We start from the raw sequence: 17,104 nt of genomic DNA, 5'->3' as shown, positions 1-17,104 counted from the left end.
CGACTCCCTTGGCCACGACGATCACGCTGCTGGGCGGTGAATCCACCGGCAAGTCCGACCTGGCGCTGGCGCTGTGCCGGCACCTCAACGAAACACTCCACATCCCCACCGTGCTCGTGGCGGAACAACTCCGGCACTGGTGCGAGACCATGGGTCGTGCGCCGCGCGCCGATGAACAGTTCGCGCGCGCTGCCGAGCAGACAGCGCTCATCGCACAGGCTGCCAGCCAGCATGGCGTGGAACTCGTGGTGGCCGATACCACTTCGCTCGTGATCGCGGCCTACAGCGAGCTGTACTTCAACGACACCTCACTGCTGCCCGCCGCCCGGGCCAGACAGCGCGGTTACGGCCTGACACTGCTGATGGGGCTGGACCTGCCCTGGGTCGCCGACGGCCTGTTTCGCGACGGCCCGGCCGTGCGCGAGGCCACCGACGCGGTGCTGCGGCGCGAGCTGCAGATCGCCGGCGTGCGCTACCAGACCATCTATGGCAAAGGCCCTCAGCGCCTGCAGCAGGCCTTGAGGGCCATCGGCAACCACCTCGGCCGGCCACTGCTGGCCGACGATCCGGCGCTGCGTCTGGGCCGGGGGCGCTGGGTCTGCGACAGCTGCAGCGACCCGGACTGTGAACACCGCCTGTTCAGCCAGCTGGTGACCACCGATCACCCCAAGGACCCGCCACCATGATCCCGGCACAACCCCTGCCCGACTTCCGTTCACCCGATTTCCTGCGCGCGCACGTGCGCGACTGCATGGCCTTCTACCACCCGCGGGCCATCGACCCCAGCGGCGGTCTGTTCCATTTCTTCCGCGACGACGGCGAGGTCTACGACCGCCGCACCCGCCACCTGGTCAGCAGCGCCCGCTTCGTTTACACCTACGCCATGGCCGTGCGCTCGGGAGCCGATGCCTCGCACCGCCAGGCGCTGGTCCACGCCTTCGACTTCCTGCGCCGCGCGCACCGCGACCCCCACAGCGGCGGCTACACCTGGCTGCTGGACTGGCGCGATGGGAAAAAGACCGTGCTCGACGGCACCCAGCACGCCTACGGCCTGGCCTTCGTCCTGCTGGCCCATGCCCACGCCTTCATGGCCGGGCTGCCGGAGGCGCACGCCGGCATCGCCGAGACCTTCGAGCTGCTGGAGCAGCGCTTCTGGGAGCCGGACCACGGCCTCTACGCCGACGAAATCGGCCCCAACGGGGTGCTCAGCGACTACCGGGGGCAGAACGCCAACATGCACCTGTGCGAGGCGCTGCTGGCCGCCTTAGACGCCACCGGCGAGACCCGCTACCTGGTCCGAGCCGAGCGCCTGGCCGACCACATCTGCATCCGCCAGGCGGCGCTGGCCGATGGCCTGGTGTGGGAGCACTACCGCGCCGACTGGTCGGTCGACTGGGACTACAACAAGGACGACAAGAGCAACATCTTCCGCCCCTGGGGTTTTCAGCCCGGCCACCTGACCGAATGGGCCAAGCTGTTGCTGCTGCTCGATCAGCGCCGCCCCCGCGCCGACCACCTGCCACGTGCCCGGTTCTTCTTCGACACCGCGATGGCGAAGTCGTGGGACACGCAACACGGCGGCCTGTTCTATGGTTTCGCGCCCGACGGCAGCGTGTGCGACAGCGACAAGTACTTCTGGGTCCAGGCCGAGTCGCTGGCCACGGCAGCGCGCCTGGCCCAGGCGACCGGCGAGGCGCGCTACTGGGTCGACTACGACCGCCTGTGGGCTTACGCCTGGCAGCATTTCGTGGACCACGAACACGGTGCCTGGTGGCGCATCCTGCGCGCCGACAACTCAAAAATCAGCGATGAAAAAAGCCCCGCAGGCAAGGTGGACTACCACACCATGGGGGCTTGTTACGACGTCCTCGACACGCTGGGCCAGGGCGCGCGGCGGTTGCGCGCGACGACCTGACCCTGCCCGCCGTTCACTGAAGATTGGGCGTGGCGGGCGGCTGCGCGTGCGGCTGCAAAAACACCTGCGCCGCGTCCACCGGATCGAACCGGTACTGCGCGCCGCAGAAGTCGCAGCCCACCTCCACCTGGCCCTGCTCGGTGATGATAGATTCGATCTCGTCGCGGCCCAGGCTGCGCAGCATGCTGCTCACGCGCTCGCGCGAGCAGGTGCAGGCAAAACGCGGGCCTTCGTCGCCCACCAGGGGCTCGAAGCGGCGCAGGTCTTCTTCCCAGAACAGGCGGCGCAGGATGGTGTCGGCGTCCAGCTCCAGCAGCTCCTCGCGTTTGAGGCTGGCGGCCAGGATGGCGATGCGGTTGTAGTCCTCGTTCAGGCCGATCTGGTCTTCGTCCCTGGCCACCGCGCCGGCGCCGGCCAGGTTGGCCTCGCCCTGCAGCGGCAGGCGCTGGATCAGCAGGCCCGCCGCCACCTTGTCGTTGGCAGCCAGCACCAGGCGGGTGTCGAGCTGCTCGCTCTGCAGCATGTAGTGCTCGATCACCTCGCTGAGCTTTTCCAGCTTCTCGTGGCGGTCACCAAACAGCGGCACCACGCCCTGGTAGGGCTGCTGGCCGGGCTGGCGGTCTTTCGGATCGAGCGTGATGGCACAGCGGCCCGCGTTGTTCACGTTGACCATGTGCGAGAGCGGCGCATCGGCCGCCACCTCGCCCAACACCGTGGCGGTGGCGCGCAGGCTCAGGTCGGGCTGCACCTCGGCCACCGCGAGCTTCACCGGGCCGTCGCCCATGATCTGCATGACCAGCGCGCCATTGAACTTGATGTTGGCCTGCATCAGCGTGGCCGCGGCGGTCATCTCGCCCAGCAGTTCCTGCACCGCCGCCGGATAGCCGCCAGCCTGCTCGCGCCGCTTCAGGATATCGGTCCAGGCACCGGTCAGGCGCACCAGCATGCCGCGCACGGGCAGGCCTTCAAACATGAATTTGTGGAGTTCGGACAAGGGGTTCTTTCGATTCGGTCAACGCTGGCAGATCGGGGTCAAGCGATCTTTTTCAAGCCGCGCCGGAAGCGCTCCGCGTTCTCGACATAGTGTTTCGCGCTCTGGCGCAAGCCTTCGATCTGCTCGGGCGTGAGCTGGCGCACCACCTTGGCCGGGCTGCCGATGATCATGGAGCCGTCGGGGAATTCCTTGCCTTCGGTCACCAGCGCGCCCGCACCCACCAGGCAGTTCTTGCCGATTTTCGCGCCGTTGAGCACGATGGCGCCGATGCCGATCAGCGATTCGTCCCCCACGGTGCAGCCGTGCAGCATCACCTGGTGGCCCACGGTCACGTGGGCGCCGATGGTCAAAGGCTGCCCGTCGTCGGCGTGCAGCACGCTGCCGTCCTGGATGTTGCTGCCGGCACCGATGGTGATGGTGGCCGTGTCGCCGCGCACCGTGGTGCCGAACCACACGCTCGCGTGCTCGCCCAGACTCACATCCCCGATCACCAACGCGTTCTCGGCCACCCACGCCGAATCGGCCACGCGCGGCGCCACGCCATCAAGTTCATAAATCGCCATGCCGGGTGTCTCCAATCCTGGTTGTTGTTGCGGTGCCCGGGGGGCCACACGCGAAACCTAGAATTGTAGGGATGCAGCGCCCCGATGACCGCCCCCCGTCCGACATGCCCGGCACCAGCCTGAGGGAACGCGCCTTGCACACGCTCTGCATCCCCGCCCCGGGCGACAAAGCCCAGGCGGCTCTGGCGCTGTGGGCCGCCCTGGGTGGGTGCGCCGATGCGGATCGATGCCTCGACGCCCTGCGCCCCAACGCCACCCTGAACCCAGCGCCCGGTACACCCCTGCCGGGTCGGCCGGACCGGCCCGCCCTGGTGCCACCCATGGACGTGCCGCACCGTTCGCCCTTCACCTCCGAGGGCTTGGCGGCGCTGTTGCATGCGGTCTGCCACATCGAATTCAACGCCATCAATCTGGCCCTCGATGCGGTCTGGCGCTTCGCCGGCATGCCGACCGACTTCTACCGCGACTGGCTGCGCGTGGCCGCAGAAGAGGCCACCCACTTCGGCCTGCTGCACACGCACCTGCAAAGCCTGGGCTTCCGCTACGGTGACTTCCCAGCGCACGACGGCCTGTGGGAAATGTGCGTGAAGACGCAGCACGACATCACCGCGCGCATGGCGCTGGTGCCGCGCACGCTCGAAGCGCGCGGGCTCGACGCCACGCCGCTGATCCAGGCCCGCCTGCGCAAGGTCAACACCCCCGCAGCCCTGCGCACCGTCGACATCCTCGACGTGATCCTGCGCGACGAGATCGGCCATGTCGCCATCGGCAACCGCTGGTACGGCTGGCTCTGCGCGCAGCAGGGGCTGGACCCGCTGGCGCACTACCGCGTGCTCTCGCGCATGCACAACGCGCCCAGACTGAAACCACCTTTCAACGACGCGGCCCGGCGCGCGGCCGGCTTCAGCCAGCAGGAACTGGACTACCTGCACGGCGCCTGAGCCGCGTGACGAATCGTTTGTTGCCCGTGGCCCGCACAGCCTGTGCGGACAAGGACACCTTCACGTGCAGTGTTGCCGATTCGCGCTTATGCTGCGCCGCAGAGCCGCGTTGCATCAGGGCAGGCGGTGAGGCAATGACCTTTCCGAATATTGGCAATGAGCGTAAAACACATCCAGCTGGACGAATACCTCGGGCAGGCCTTTGACCGCATACCGGTTGCCATGGTGGTGGTCAACCTGCAGGGGGTGATCACGCGACTGAACCGGCTGGCCGAGTCCACCTTCGGCTACACCAGCGAAGAGCTGCTGGGACAACCGGTCGAGGTGCTGGTGCCCGAACGCTACCGCCATGCACATCCGGGCTACCGCCGGGGCTTCCAGACCGAAGCCACCGCCCGCCCCATGGGTGCCGGCCGCGATCTCAGCGGCCTGCGCAAGGACGGCAGCGAGTTCCCGGTGGAGATCGGCATCAACCCGGTCGAGACCGGCGAAGGCCCGATGATCCTGTCGGTGATTCTGGACCTGAGTGAACGCAAGCAAAACGAAAAGCGCATCCACGACGCCCTGCAGGAAAAAGAACTGCTGCTGGAAGAAGTGCACCACCGCGTCAAGAACAACCTGCAGGTGATCCACAGCCTGCTTGATCTGCAGGCGCTCAAGATCAAGGACCCGGATCTCGTGGCCATGTTGCGCGACAGCCAGAACCGGATCCGGTCGATGTCGATGATCCACCAGACCCTGTACCAGTCGCACGACTTCGCGCAGGTGGAGTTTCAGCAGTTTCTGGGTGAGCTGCTGCCCAATCTGATGGACTCCTACGGCATGGTGACCGGGCATGTGGCCATGGCGATCGAGGCCAACCATGTCAAGCTGCCCATCAACGAAGCGATCCCTTGTGGCCTCATCGTCAACGAACTGGTGAGCAACGCGCTCAAGCACGGCTTTCCCGCCGGGCAGAGGGGCACGGTCCGGGTGCTCATGCGGCAAGACGACGACCACCACATCGAACTCGCCATCAGCAACGATGGCATCGGCATTCCCGAGCATCAGAACCTCGAACGCAACGGTTCACTCGGCCTGCAACTGGTCCAGTTGCTCACGCGCCAGCTCCATGGCCGGCTGGACGTGCAACGCAGCGGTCCCACCTGCTTCACCTTGCGCTTTCCTCTGGAACGAAAAAAATGAACAGTCCCTCCCGCATCCTGGTGGTGGAAGACGAAAGCATCGTCGCCTTCAACCTCCAACAGCGTCTGGCGCAGCTGGGCTACGACGTGCCCGCCATAGCGGTCTCAGGTGAAGAATGCATGGAGATGGTCTCGCAGACCCTGCCCGATCTGGTGTTGATGGACATCCACATCCAGGGCGACATGGACGGCATCGAGGTGGCCTCCCGCCTGCGTGAAACCCACTCGACGCCGGTGATCTACCTCACCGCCTATTCCGAAGATTCCACGCTGGAGCGCGCGCGACAGACCCGCCCCTATGGCTACCTGCTCAAGCCCTTTTCGGAGCGCGAGCTGCATGCCACCATCCAGATGGCCTTCGAGCGATACAAGCTGGAAGTTGAACTCGTGGACAACCGGCAACTGCTCCAGCAGGCCCTGGATGCCGCGAGCATGGGTGTACTGGAAATGAACACGGCCACCTCGGCCATCACCGCTTCGCCCCGCACGGCCGATCTGCTGGGCTGGTCACCGAACCAGCCACACTGCCGGGACGACCTGCTCTCGTGCGTGGACGCCGAGGAACGGGCTGAGGTGACCGCCCGGCTGGACGAGAGCCTGGCCAAACTGAAGCGGTTCAGCGAAGAGTTTCGTGTGCTGTCCGAAGACGTCCCTCCGCGCTGGATCAAGCTCGACGCGGGCCACGCCTCCGGCCGGCGCCTGACGGGCGTGGTGCAGGACATCTCGGAACGCAAGAACAGCGAACTCCGGATGGCGCTGCTCAACGACAGCCTGGAGAGCCTGGTGGCCGAGCGCACCACGGAGCTCAAACAGTGCCTCAAAGAACTCGAAGCCTTCAGCTATTCGGTTGCTCACGACCTGCGCTCCCCGGTCCGGGTCATCGTCGGGTTCGGCCAGGAACTGATCCGGGAACACGCCAGCGAACTGGGCGTCGACAGCATCGATCTGGTCAACCGGATCGTGACAGCGGGCCAACGCATGGGGGCGCTGATCGACGCGCTCTTGCACATGTCGCGCCTGAACCAGTTGCCCATGCAACTGCGCGTGGTCAATGTCAGTGAAATCGCCAGCGAGATCGCCGCCCAGCTCATGGAGGCGGCCCCCGAACGGGTGGCGCAGGTGCGGATCGCCCCGAACCTGGAAGCCATGGCCGACCCGACCCTGGTGCGCAGCCTGCTCGACAACCTGTTGCGAAACGCCTGGAAGTTTTCTGCCCGCAAAGAGATCACCCACATCGACGTCGGCAGCAAGACCCTCAACGGCGAGACCGTTTTCTTTGTGCGCGACAACGGATGCGGCTTCGACATGGCGTCGGCGGACCGGCTCTTTGGCCCCTTCCAGCGCCTGCACCGCGAGGACGAATACGCCGGCACCGGCATCGGCCTGACCATCGTGCAGCGCATCGTCATGCGCCACGGCGGCCGGGTCTGGGCCTTTTCCGAGCCCGGCCTGGGCGCCGCGTTCCACTTCACGCTGAGCACGTGATTTGAAACACCCCCGCCGCGCTTCGCGCGACCCCCTCCAGGGGGCGGCACTGGCGGCCCGGCAAAGCCGGTTCCGCAGTGCCCTGGGCTGGACCGCTTCATGCGTTACCGGTGGCACTCCGGTCCCATGAAGAACCCATACCGTTCGCCCGCACGGTACGCCGATAATCGGGGATGACCACCGCTTCCCCGAACACTTCCCCCGCCGCGGCCTCCGCTGCCGATTTCAGCCAGTTACCGCTCACACCGGCCATGCTGGCCAACCTGCAGCAGCTCGGCTACCTGAGCATGACGGCCATCCAGGCCGCCAGTCTGCCGGCCGCTCTGCTGGGCAAGGACATCATTGCCCAGGCCAAGACCGGCAGCGGCAAGACCGCCGCTTTTGCCCTGACCCTGCTGGCCAACCTGAACCCGCGCCGCTTCGCCGTGCAGACCCTGGTGCTCTGCCCCACGCGCGAACTGGCCGACCAGGTGACCACCGAAATCCGCCGCCTGGCGCGCGCCGAAGACAACATCAAGGTCGTCACGCTGTGCGGCGGTGTGCCGCTGCGCGGGCAGCTGGCCACGCTGGAGCATGGTGCACACATCGTGGTCGGCACACCCGGCCGCATCATGGACCACCTGGAGCGCCAGAGCCTGCAACTCGACGCGCTCAACACCCTGGTGCTCGACGAAGCCGACCGCATGCTCGACATGGGTTTCTTCGACGACATCGTGAAGGTCGCGCGCCAGTGCCCGAAAGATCGCCAGACCCTGCTGTTCTCCGCCACCTACCCGGAAGGCATCGCCAAGCTGGCCGCGCAGTTCATGCGCGATCCCGTCACGGTGACGGTGGAGGCGCAGCACGCCGGTGGCCAGATTGAACAGCGCTGGTACCAGGTGAAAGACAGTGAGCGCCTGCATGCGGTGAGCCAGCTCCTGCTGCACTTCCGCCCGGCCAGCACGCTCGCGTTCTGCAACACCAAGGCGCAGTGCCGCGATCTCGTGGCCGTGCTGCAGGCGCAAGGCATGAGCGCACTGGCGCTCTTCGGTGAACTGGAGCAGCGTGAGCGCGATCAGGTGCTGGTGCGCTTTGCCAACAAGAGCTGCTCGGTGCTGGTGGCCACCGACGTGGCCGCGCGCGGGCTCGACATCGCGAGCCTGGCCGCCGTGATCAACGTGGACGTGACGCCCGATGCCGAGGTGCACATCCACCGCATCGGCCGCACCGGCCGCGCCGGCGAAAGCGGCCTGGCGCTGAACCTGGCCAGCATGAACGAGATGGGCAGCGTGGGCAAGATCGAGCAGCTGCAGGGCCGCGAATCCGAGTGGCACGAACTGGCCGAACTGGTGCCCACCGGCAAAGGCCCGCTCGTGCCACCGATGGTCACGCTGCACATCCAGGGCGGGCGCAAGGAGAAGATCCGCCCCGGCGACGTGCTGGGCGCGCTCACCGCCGACCTTGGCTACACACGCGAACAGGTCGGCAAGATCAACGTCAACGACTGGTCCACCTACGTCGCGGTGGACCGCGCCATCGCCGAGCAGGTCGCCAGCCGATTGAACGATGGCCGCATCAAGGGCAAGAGCGTGAAGGTGCGGGTGCTGACCGATTGATGCCACCGGACCGCTGCCTGCCGCCCCCCAGAACTCCCCGAAAATAGCCCCATGAACGACACGAACACCCAACCGGCCCAACCCGCCCTGCCCGACCGCCTCTCCATCGACCCACGCAGCCCGCACCACGTGGCCGCCGTGTTCGAACACGACATCGGCATCCGCTTCAATCACAAGGAGCGCTTCGACGTGGCCGAATACTGCATCAGCGAAGGTTGGGTCAAAGTACCCTCCACCAAGACGGTGGACCGCAAAGGACAGCCCCTGCTGATCCAGCTCAAGGGCAAGGTCGAGGTGTTCTACAAGTAAACCGCCATGCACCGCCGCGTCTTGCTGACCGCCTGGATACCGCTGCTGCCCTGGATCGGCGCGGCACGGGCACAGGCCGCGCCTTCACCGGACGCGGCGCCCGCCTCGCCGCCCCGCCTGAACGTGCCGCTCGATGTGCTGCAGAGCGAGGTGGCCAAACGGTTCCCGCTGCGTTACCCGGTGGCCGGGCTGGTGAACCTAGACCTGGCGGTGCCCCAGCTGGGCTTGCTGCCGGCCTCGAACCGGCTGCGCGCCGAGATGGCGGTGAACGCGGCCGGCCCGATCCTGCAGCGCAGCCAGCCGGGCACTTTCACCGTCGATTTCGCGCTGCGCTACGAGCACAGCGATCGAACCTTGCGAGCCCACCAGCTCAAGGTGTACCGCATGCGTTTCCCCGGCCTGCCGGCCGACGCAGCGGAGCTGCTCAACACCTACGCGCCGGCGCTGGCCGAACAGTCCCTGCGCGAAGTGGTGCTGTACCAGTTGAACGCCCAGGAAACGGCGATGGCCGACCTGCTGGGTCTGCGCCCGGGCCGCATCACCGTGACCGGTCAGGGCCTGGCGGTCGAACTGGTCACCAAACCGCTGTAGGCCCCGGCCGGTCGGCACTTCGCCGCTGGCGACGGGTGCGATACTGCGCCCGCACACGGCATTCAAACGATGACAGGGAACACAGCATGAGTGGGAGCCGATGGACCCTCTGGCGCGCCGCGAAAGTCCTGGTCTGGAGCCTCGTGGGCATCTTCGTGGGCCTGCCCGTGCTGCTCTACCTCGGTTTCCTGGGCATCCAGGAAGCGAGCGAACGGCAGTGGCTGGGCAAGGCCCCCACACACCCCGCCATCGACGTGCGCTCGCGCGAGCCCCACACGGTGGCCCTGCTCGACGTGGGCTTTGACTCGCTGGCCACACGCATGCGGCTCATTGAAGAAGCCAAAGAGTCCATCGAGCTGGAATTTTTCATCTACGAGGTCGACACCGCGAGCCGGCTGGTGACGCAGGCCCTGGCGCGCAAGGCACGCGAAGGCATCAAGGTGCGCCTGCTGGTGGACTTCGCGCTGCCGGTCTTCAAGCTCGCGCCGCACTACGCCCAGGCGCTGGAGGCCGCTGGCGTGGAGGTGCGTTACTACAACACCGCGGGCCTGGCCCGGTTCTTCGCCTCGAACCACCGCACCCACCGCAAGCTGCTGGTGGTGGACCGCCAGAAGGCCATCATCGGCGGGCGCAACATCGCCGACGACTATTTCGACCTCTCGGAACGCTACAACTTCCTCGACAGCGACATGTACATCGATGGCCCGGTGGTCTCGGGCATCACGGACAGCTTCGAGCTGTACTGGGCATCGGACTGGGTGACGAACCCCATCGACGTGACCGCATCGCCGTCCGTGCCGGGCCCGGAACTGCTGGGCCTGCCATCCCCCGCTGAAGTCGCGCTGGCCGCCGAACTGCAGCGCCACCAGCCCCAGCACGCGTTGAGCACCTGCAACGACATGCACTTCGTCACCGACTACCCGGGCTCGGGCGTGGAGCGGCGCAAGGTGTTTCTGGAGCTCACCCGGCTGGCCAAGGAGGCGCGCCAGCAGATCATGGTGGAGAGCCCCTACCTGGTCTTGCGCGACGACGGCCTCGCGGTGTTGCAGCAGGTGGCGCAACGCGGCGTCAGGCTACAGATTTTGACGAACAGCCTGTATTCCACCGACGCGTTCTACACCGTGGCCAGTCTGGCGAATTCGCTGGATCGCCTGTCCCTGCCGAAGCTGGAAGTCTGGGCCTATGGCGGGCAGGCGCTGGCGGGCAGCGAGCGACCTTCCGCTTCGCCGCGCTGGGGCGTGCACGCCAAACGCGCGGTCTTCGATGACCACACGGTCGTCGTCGGCACCTACAACATCGATCCCCGCTCGGCCAACCTGAATTCGGAGCTGATGGTGGTCTGCCGCAACAACCGCTTCCTCGCCGAGACCCTGCAACACAACATGCGCCTGCGTATCGCGCAGTCCCGCGCGGTGGTGGGTGGGGCCAACGCGGGCGGGCTGAATGCCCTGGTGAAAGACGCCGATGAGGACACCTTGTTCAAGATGCGCGCCATCGCCCCGATCGCCAGCCTGCTCGACTTCCTGATGTAACCACAGCACACCAGTCGCTGGGCGCACAATCTCCTTCCTGAACCCGCGTGATCGCACGCCCCCCCTAAAGCCATGAATCCAGCACCAGACGCCACCAGCCCCATCGAACCCTCGCCGCTGTGCGAACCCTGCCAGGGCATCCAGCGCAACTGGCGCGGCGCACCCGGCCATGCCGAGCTGCAGCAGGGCAACCACCGCAAGGAACTGCGCGGCGATGTGCAGGTGACGATCACCGGCTATTTCTGCGACCGCTGCGGCGCCCACTGGCACTACACCAACGACAAGACGAACCAGCGCGCCGGCTGGTCGCTGGCGCCCAAGTGAGCGCTTCCCGCAACGGACGCGGGTCCGAATGAAGGCGCCGCCCCGCCTGCAGGCGCTGATCGAAGAAGGTCTGATCGACTCCGTGGTGCGCCAGCTCATGAGCGGGAAGGAAGCCATGGTGTTTGTGGTGCGCTGCGGCGACGAGACGCGCTGCGCCAAGATCTACAAAGAAGCCAACAACCGCAGCTTTCGCCAGGCGGTGGACTACACCGAAAACCGCAAGGTCAAGAACTCGCGCCAGGCCCGCGCCATGGCCAAGGGCACGAAGTTCGGCCGCGAGGCGCAGGAGGCGGCCTGGCAAAGCGCCGAAGTGGATGCGCTGTACCGCCTGGCCGCGGCCGGCGTGCGCGTGCCGCAGCCCTACAACTTCTGTGACGGCGTGCTGCTGATGGAGCTGGTGACCGACGCCCATGGCGACGCCGCCCCGCGCCTGAACGATGTGCGTTTCACCCCGGGTCAGGCGCGCCAGCACCACACCACCCTGGTGGCCGAGGTGGTGCGCATGCTGTGCGCGGGCGTGGTGCACGGCGATCTGTCGGAATTCAACATCCTGCTCGCGCATTCGGGCGAAGCGGACGGTGAGGACTTCCCCGTGATCATCGACCTGCCGCAGGCGGTGGACGCCGCCGGCAACAACCACGCACCGCGCATGCTGCTGCGCGACGTGGCCAACCTGCGCGACTTCTTTGGCCAGTTTGCGCCCGAGCTGCTGGCCACCCGGTACGGTCCCGAGATCTGGAGCCTGTACCAGCGTGGCCTGCTGAGCAACGACACGCTGCTCACCGGGCGCTACACGCCGTCCCACGCCGAAGTGGACCTGGCCAGCGTGATGCGCGAGATCGACGACGCGCGCGATGAAGACGCGGCACGTCGACTGCGCATGGCGCAGTGAGCTGCGCTTTTTGACTCATACGGGTTTGCATTCAAGCGCAGAACAAGGCGGGAGCCGCAGACAGTGCTGCAGCACGGCTAGGCGAACCAACGCCGTTATGCGTTTGAAGGCGAAGCCGTATCAACCGCGCGGGTGGTGCTGCGCCACTATGCTCTTGAGCCGCTCCCGCGCCACATGCGTGTAGATGGTGGTGGTGGAAATGTCGGCGTGGCCCAGCAGCATCTGCACCGCGCGCAGGTCGGCGCCGTGGTTGAGCAGGTGCGTGGCGAAGGCATGGCGCAGGGTGTGCGGCGAAAGCGGCGAGGTGATGCCGGCGACCAGCGCGTATTTCTTCACCAGCTGCCAGAACATGGCGCGCGTCATGGCCTCACCCGCGCGCGAGCCGCGCGAGGTGACGAACAGGTCGTCGCTCTGCAATCCGCCCAGCACCTCGCGCCGCCCCTGCCCGAGCCAGACCTGCAGCCACTGCCCCGCAATCTGGCCGAACGGCACCAGCCGCTCCTTGTTGCCCTTGCCGGTGATGCGCAGCACGTGCTCGTTCATGCCCACATGAAAGGTCTTGAGCTTCACCAGCTCGCTCACGCGCAGGCCGCTCGCGTACATCAGTTCCAGCATGGCGCGGTTGCGTTGACCCAGCGGTGTGCCGGTGTCGGGCGCATTGAGCAGGGCTTCCACCTGCGCCTCGCTCATGGTCTTGGGCACCCGCATCGGCTGGCGCGCGGCCATCAGGCGCAGCGTGGGGTCGGCGGTGATGAGGCGTTCGCGCAGCGCCCAGCGGTAGTAGCGCTTGAACACCGTGAGCCGCCGGTTGGCGGTGGTGGCACGGGTCTGGGCGTGGCGTTCGGCGAAGTAGGCGTTGATGTCGCTTTCGCTGGCCTGCAGCAGGCCTCGGTCGCGCTGCACCAGCCACTGCCCGAACAGCGTGAGGTCGCGTCGGTAAGCGTCGAGCGTGTTGCGCGAAAGCCCCTCTTCGAGCCAGAGCGCGTCGGCAAATTGCTCGGCGCTCGCCTGGCTGGCGAGCAGCAGCGGCGATGCAGCGGCGAGAGGGTCGGCAGGAAGGTGCGAAGGTCGTCGAGCAGGCATGGGAACGTTGAAAAACCACGGTTGCTGTCGCGCGCGGCACAGGCCGCGTCGGGGAAAACCCGCCCCCGCTGGTAAGCGTTTACCGGGGGGAGCCTGCTATCGAATTGGGGTATTCTGCCCTTTTGATTTCATCCCAACCACAGGAGACACATCCATGCGTTTGATTCACAAGATCGGTCTGGGCTTGAGCGTGGCAGCGGCCATCGTATCGGGTGCTGCGGTCGCGCAGCAACAGCAGTTCATCAACGTGCTCACCGGCGGCCAGAGCGGCGTGTACTACCCCATGGGTGTGGCGCTGTCGCAGATCTTCGCCAAGGACATCCCCAACGCCCGCGCCACCGCGCAGGTCACCAAGGCCTCGGCCGAAAACCTCAACCTGCTGCAGGCCGGTCGTGGCGAGCTTGCGCTCACGCTGGCCGACGCGCTGTCCAACGCCTGGAAGGGCGACGCCGAAGCGGGCTTCCCGAAGAAGCTGGACAAGCTGCGCGGCCTCTCCGCCACCTACAACAACTACATCCAGATCGTCGCCAGCGCCGACTCGGGCATCAAGACCCTGGCCGACCTCAAGGGCAAGCGGGTTTCGGTGGGCGCCGCCAAATCGGGTACCGAGCTCAACGCGCGCGCCATCTTCAAGGCCGCCGGCCTGGGCTATGGCGATCTGGCCAAGGTCGAATACCTGCCGTTCGGCGAGTCGGTCGAACTGATGAAGAACCGCCAGTTGGACGCCACGCTGCAGTCCGCCGGCCTGGGCGTCGCGTCCATCCGCGACTTGGCCACGGCGGTGAAGATCGTGGTGATCCCGGTGCCCGCCGATGTGGTGGACAAGGTCGGTGACCCGGCCTACCAGGCGGCCATGATCCCGGCCAACACCTACGGCGGCCAGACCGAGGCCGTGGCCACCGCGGCCATCCCCAACTTCCTCGTGACCCACAACGGGGTGTCCGACGACGTGGCCTACCGCATGGCCAAGGCCATGTACGACAACATCGACACGCTCTACGCCGCCCACAACGCGGCCAAGAACATCAAGCGCGAGAACGCCATCAAGGGCATGCCCGTGCCGCTGCACCCCGGTGCCGAGCGCTACTACAAGGAAGTGGGCCTGATCAAGTAACCGGGCCCGCGGGCAAGCCTGCCGGCACTCCCCGTCGTGATGCGGCCCCGTCCCGGGGCCGTTTCCATTTCTGCCAGCCGAGGATTCCATGAACGACAACAACAGCACCGACGACGGCCAAATGGGCCACGGCGATCACCTGACCGGCGCCATCTTCTGGGTCGCGATTGCCTTCTCGGCCTACCAACTCTGGATGGCCTCGTTTCATCCGCTCTCCAGCCAGGTGATCCGGGCCATCCACGTCGGCTTTGTGCTGCTGATGATCTTCGCGCTGTTCCCGCCCATGGACGGGCGCTCCGGTCACTGGCGCGGCCTGGGCTGGTTGCTGGGCCTGGCGGGGTTCGCCACCGGCCTGTACCAGTGGGTGTTCGAGGCCGATCTGACGCTGCGGGCCGGCGAGCTCACGCAAGCCGACTGGGTGGTGGGCGTGCTGCTGATCGCGCTGGTGTTCGAGGCCGCGCGCCGCGTCATGGGATGGGGTCTGCCGCTGGTGTGTCTGACGTTCCTGCTCTACGCCCTGTTTGGCCAGCACCTGCCGGGCGTGCTGGCCCACCGTGGCTACGGCATGGACCAGGTGGTGAGCACACTGGGCTTCGGCACCGAAGGCCTGTACGGAACGCCCACCTATGTGTCGTCCACCTACATCTTCCTGTTCATCCTGTTCGGCGCCTTCCTGGAACAGGCCGGCATGATCCGCCTGTTCAACGACTTCGCCATGGGCACGGTCGGCCACACGCGTGGTGGCCCGGCCAAGGTGTCGGTGATCTCGTCGGGCCTGATGGGCACCATCAACGGCTCGGGTGTGGCCAACGTGGTCACCACCGGGCAGTTCACCATCCCGCTGATGAAGCGCTTTGGCTACAGCCCGGCTTTTGCGGGTGGCGTGGAAGCCACCGCCAGCATGGGCGGACAGATCATGCCGCCGGTGATGGGCGCCGTGGCCTTCATCATGGCCGAGACCATCAACGTGCCCTATATCGACATCGTGAAGGCGGCGCTGATCCCCGCCATCCTGTATTTCGTCACCGCGTTCTGGATGGTGCACCTCGAAGCCGGGCGCAAGGGCCTGATCGGCCTGCCCAAGGACGAATGCCCCAACCCCTGGACGGCGGTGCGCGAACGCTGGTACCTGCTGCTGCCGCTGGTCGGCCTGGTGGCCCTGCTCTTCTCGGGCTACACACCACTGTTCTCCGGCTCGGTGGGGCTGGGCCTGACCGTGATCCTGATCTTCGGGGCCGCGGTGATCAGCGGGGTCAAGGCCCCCGCTCTGCGCGGCCTGGCCTGGGTGCTGCTGGGCTTCGCCTGCGCCGGCTTCTTCCAGTTCGGCGTCGGTACCTTCTTCGTGGTGAGCGCCTTGCTGATCGCCTTGACCTTCATCCTGCGCACCGGAGGCGATGCACGCGCGCTGGCGGTGAAGGCGCTGGTGGACGGCGCACGCCATGCGTTGCCCGTGGCGATTGCCTGCGCCCTGGTGGGCGTGATCATCGGTGTCATCAACCTCACCGGCGTGGCCGCCGAACTGGGCGGCCACATCATCGCCATCGGTCGGGAGAGCCTGTTCCTGGCGCTGCTGCTGACCATGGTCACCTGCCTGGTGCTGGGCATGGGCATTCCCACCATCCCCAACTACATCATCACCAGTTCACTGGCCGCACCCGTGCTGCTGGAGCTGGGCGTGCCGCTGATCGTCTCGCACATGTTCGTTTTCTATTTCGGCATCATGGCCGACCTCACGCCCCCGGTGGCGCTGGCCTGCTTCGCCGCCGCGCCGATCGCGCGCGAGAGCGGCCTGAAGATCAGCATGCAGGCGATCCGTGTGGCCATCGCGGGCTTCATCGTGCCGTTCATGGCGGTCTACAGCCCGGCGCTCATGCTGCAAAGCGGTGACTGGCTGGACACCACCTGGATCGTGTTCAAGGCGCTGGTGGCCATCGCCATGTGGGGCGCTGGCGCCATCGGGTTCCTGCTCGGACCGCTGAACTGGGCGGAGCGCATCGTGGCGATTGCCTCGGCCAGCTTCCTCATCGTCGCGCTGCCGCTCACCGATGAGATTGGCCTGGGCGCGGTGGCGCTGTTTGCGCTCTGGCACGCCTGGCGCACCCGCCAGCAACGCGCCCTGGGCGCCGTGCGCTGACCCCATGCCCGTGTTCGGCGTCTGTCTGGCCCTGGCGGCATCGGCGGCAACGCCGCCGGTGTTCGTGCCGGTCGAGCGCTTCACGCTGGCCTGGACGCATTCGATCGAAAAGGTGCGCTGGGAGGAAGACTACGCCGTGGTCGCGTCGACCACCGCCGGACAGCCCCCGGTGCTGCGGGCATTGGGGGCGCGTGTGCGCGGCTCTGCCGCCGGTATGGAGCCACCCGACGACGCGGTGCTGCGCAACGGCTGGTACGAATACACCCCCCACATGTGGTCGCCACAGGGCTTGCGGCTCACGCGCTCGCCGTACACCGCCGACTACGCCTGGTGCGTGGGCGGCCAATGCGTGCCGCTGGGCCAATGGCTGCCGTCGGATGGTGGCGTCACCCTGCTCACGCCCTGCGTTCAACCGCCCGCCACAGCACGATGACCCGGTGACACGCTG

The 17,104-nt window shown here is 66.7% G+C and carries 17 protein-coding genes; 14 read left to right on the top strand and 3 right to left on the bottom strand.

All coding sequences use genetic code 11. The features are described from left to right. Positions 1-8 precede the first annotated feature (8 nt). Positions 9-686 (top strand): AAA family ATPase, encoded by a 678-nt coding sequence (locus ACN5W5_RS01255; protein WP_420046792.1) that lies wholly within the window; start codon positions 9-11, stop codon positions 684-686. Next, on the top strand, positions 683-1,915 hold the full coding sequence (locus ACN5W5_RS01250; protein ID WP_420046791.1) for an AGE family epimerase/isomerase: 1,233 nt from the start codon (positions 683-685) through the stop codon (positions 1,913-1,915). The genes ACN5W5_RS01255 and ACN5W5_RS01250 overlap by 4 nt, the downstream gene beginning before the upstream one ends. 13 nt (positions 1,916-1,928) lie before the next feature. Here ACN5W5_RS01250 and ACN5W5_RS01245 read toward each other — a convergent pair whose 3' ends face one another. Together ACN5W5_RS01245 and ACN5W5_RS01240 are read right to left on the bottom strand one after the other, a co-directional pair. Then, positions 1,929-2,909: an Hsp33 family molecular chaperone HslO gene (locus tag ACN5W5_RS01245; RefSeq protein WP_420046790.1), complete on the bottom strand. Its 981-nt coding sequence runs from the start codon at positions 2,907-2,909 to the stop codon at positions 1,929-1,931. A gap of 38 nt (positions 2,910-2,947) precedes the next feature. Next, positions 2,948-3,472, bottom strand: coding sequence for a gamma carbonic anhydrase family protein (locus tag ACN5W5_RS01240; RefSeq protein ID WP_420046789.1), 525 nt, complete (start codon positions 3,470-3,472; stop codon positions 2,948-2,950). Positions 3,473-3,543: 71 nt separating this feature from the next. Between ACN5W5_RS01240 and ACN5W5_RS01235 the strand changes: the two genes are divergently transcribed. The 9 genes from ACN5W5_RS01235 to ACN5W5_RS01195 all read left to right on the top strand — a co-directional run bounded on the left by ACN5W5_RS01235 (position 3,544) and on the right by ACN5W5_RS01195 (position 12,325). Continuing rightward, entirely contained in the window at positions 3,544-4,413 is an 870-nt protein-coding gene (locus ACN5W5_RS01235) for a ferritin-like domain-containing protein (protein WP_420046788.1), read from the top strand. 156 nt (positions 4,414-4,569) lie between these two features. Next, on the top strand, positions 4,570-5,598 hold the full coding sequence (locus ACN5W5_RS01230) for a sensor histidine kinase (RefSeq protein ID WP_420046787.1): 1,029 nt from the start codon (positions 4,570-4,572) through the stop codon (positions 5,596-5,598). After that, complete coding sequence (locus ACN5W5_RS01225; protein WP_420046786.1) at positions 5,595-7,082, top strand: sensor histidine kinase; 1,488 nt, start codon at positions 5,595-5,597, stop codon at positions 7,080-7,082. Before ACN5W5_RS01230 ends, ACN5W5_RS01225 begins: the two co-directional genes overlap by 4 nt. Before the next feature lie 173 nt (positions 7,083-7,255). Then, positions 7,256-8,677, top strand: coding sequence for an ATP-dependent RNA helicase DbpA (dbpA, locus tag ACN5W5_RS01220; RefSeq protein ID WP_420046785.1), 1,422 nt, complete (start codon positions 7,256-7,258; stop codon positions 8,675-8,677). Between the two features lie 51 nt (positions 8,678-8,728). Further along, on the top strand, positions 8,729-8,986 hold the full coding sequence (locus ACN5W5_RS01215; protein ID WP_420046784.1) for a DUF3297 family protein: 258 nt from the start codon (positions 8,729-8,731) through the stop codon (positions 8,984-8,986). A gap of 6 nt (positions 8,987-8,992) precedes the next feature. Beyond that, positions 8,993-9,577, top strand: a complete 585-nt coding sequence (locus ACN5W5_RS01210; protein ID WP_420046783.1) for a DUF1439 domain-containing protein — start codon at positions 8,993-8,995, stop codon at positions 9,575-9,577. Between the two features lie 86 nt (positions 9,578-9,663). Next, on the top strand, positions 9,664-11,109 hold the full coding sequence (locus tag ACN5W5_RS01205; protein ID WP_420046782.1) for a phospholipase D-like domain-containing protein: 1,446 nt from the start codon (positions 9,664-9,666) through the stop codon (positions 11,107-11,109). Between the two features lie 72 nt (positions 11,110-11,181). Continuing rightward, entirely contained in the window at positions 11,182-11,433 is a 252-nt protein-coding gene (locus tag ACN5W5_RS01200) for a hypothetical protein (protein ID WP_177138146.1), read from the top strand. A gap of 28 nt (positions 11,434-11,461) precedes the next feature. Beyond that, complete coding sequence (locus ACN5W5_RS01195) at positions 11,462-12,325, top strand: PA4780 family RIO1-like protein kinase (protein WP_420046781.1); 864 nt, start codon at positions 11,462-11,464, stop codon at positions 12,323-12,325. Between the two features lie 120 nt (positions 12,326-12,445). On the opposite strand, the gene xerD is transcribed toward ACN5W5_RS01195, so the two are convergent. Further along, entirely contained in the window at positions 12,446-13,408 is a 963-nt protein-coding gene (gene xerD, locus ACN5W5_RS01190; protein WP_420046780.1) for a site-specific tyrosine recombinase XerD, read from the bottom strand. Between the two features lie 154 nt (positions 13,409-13,562). Here xerD and ACN5W5_RS01185 point away from each other — a divergent pair, with 154 nt between their 5' ends. The 3 genes from ACN5W5_RS01185 (at position 13,563) to ACN5W5_RS01175 (ending at position 17,089) form a co-directional block, all read left to right on the top strand. Then, a complete protein-coding gene (locus ACN5W5_RS01185; RefSeq protein WP_420046779.1) occupies positions 13,563-14,522 on the top strand; it encodes a TAXI family TRAP transporter solute-binding subunit in 960 nt (319 codons plus the stop codon). Between the two features lie 88 nt (positions 14,523-14,610). After that, a complete protein-coding gene (locus tag ACN5W5_RS01180; protein ID WP_420046778.1) occupies positions 14,611-16,656 on the top strand; it encodes a TRAP transporter permease in 2,046 nt (681 codons plus the stop codon). Between the two features lie 4 nt (positions 16,657-16,660). Next, the gene (locus tag ACN5W5_RS01175) at positions 16,661-17,089 is read left to right on the top strand and encodes a DUF1850 domain-containing protein (protein WP_420046777.1); all 429 of its coding nucleotides are present in this window, start codon (positions 16,661-16,663) and stop codon (positions 17,087-17,089) included. Positions 17,090-17,104: the final 15 nt, after the last annotated feature.

Source organism: Hydrogenophaga sp. ZJX-1, from assembly GCF_048590325.1.
Classification (GTDB): domain Bacteria; phylum Pseudomonadota; class Gammaproteobacteria; order Burkholderiales; family Burkholderiaceae_C; genus Hydrogenophaga.
Note: the sequence above shows the minus strand (reverse complement) of the source record. Positions and strands in the feature narration are given on the sequence as shown.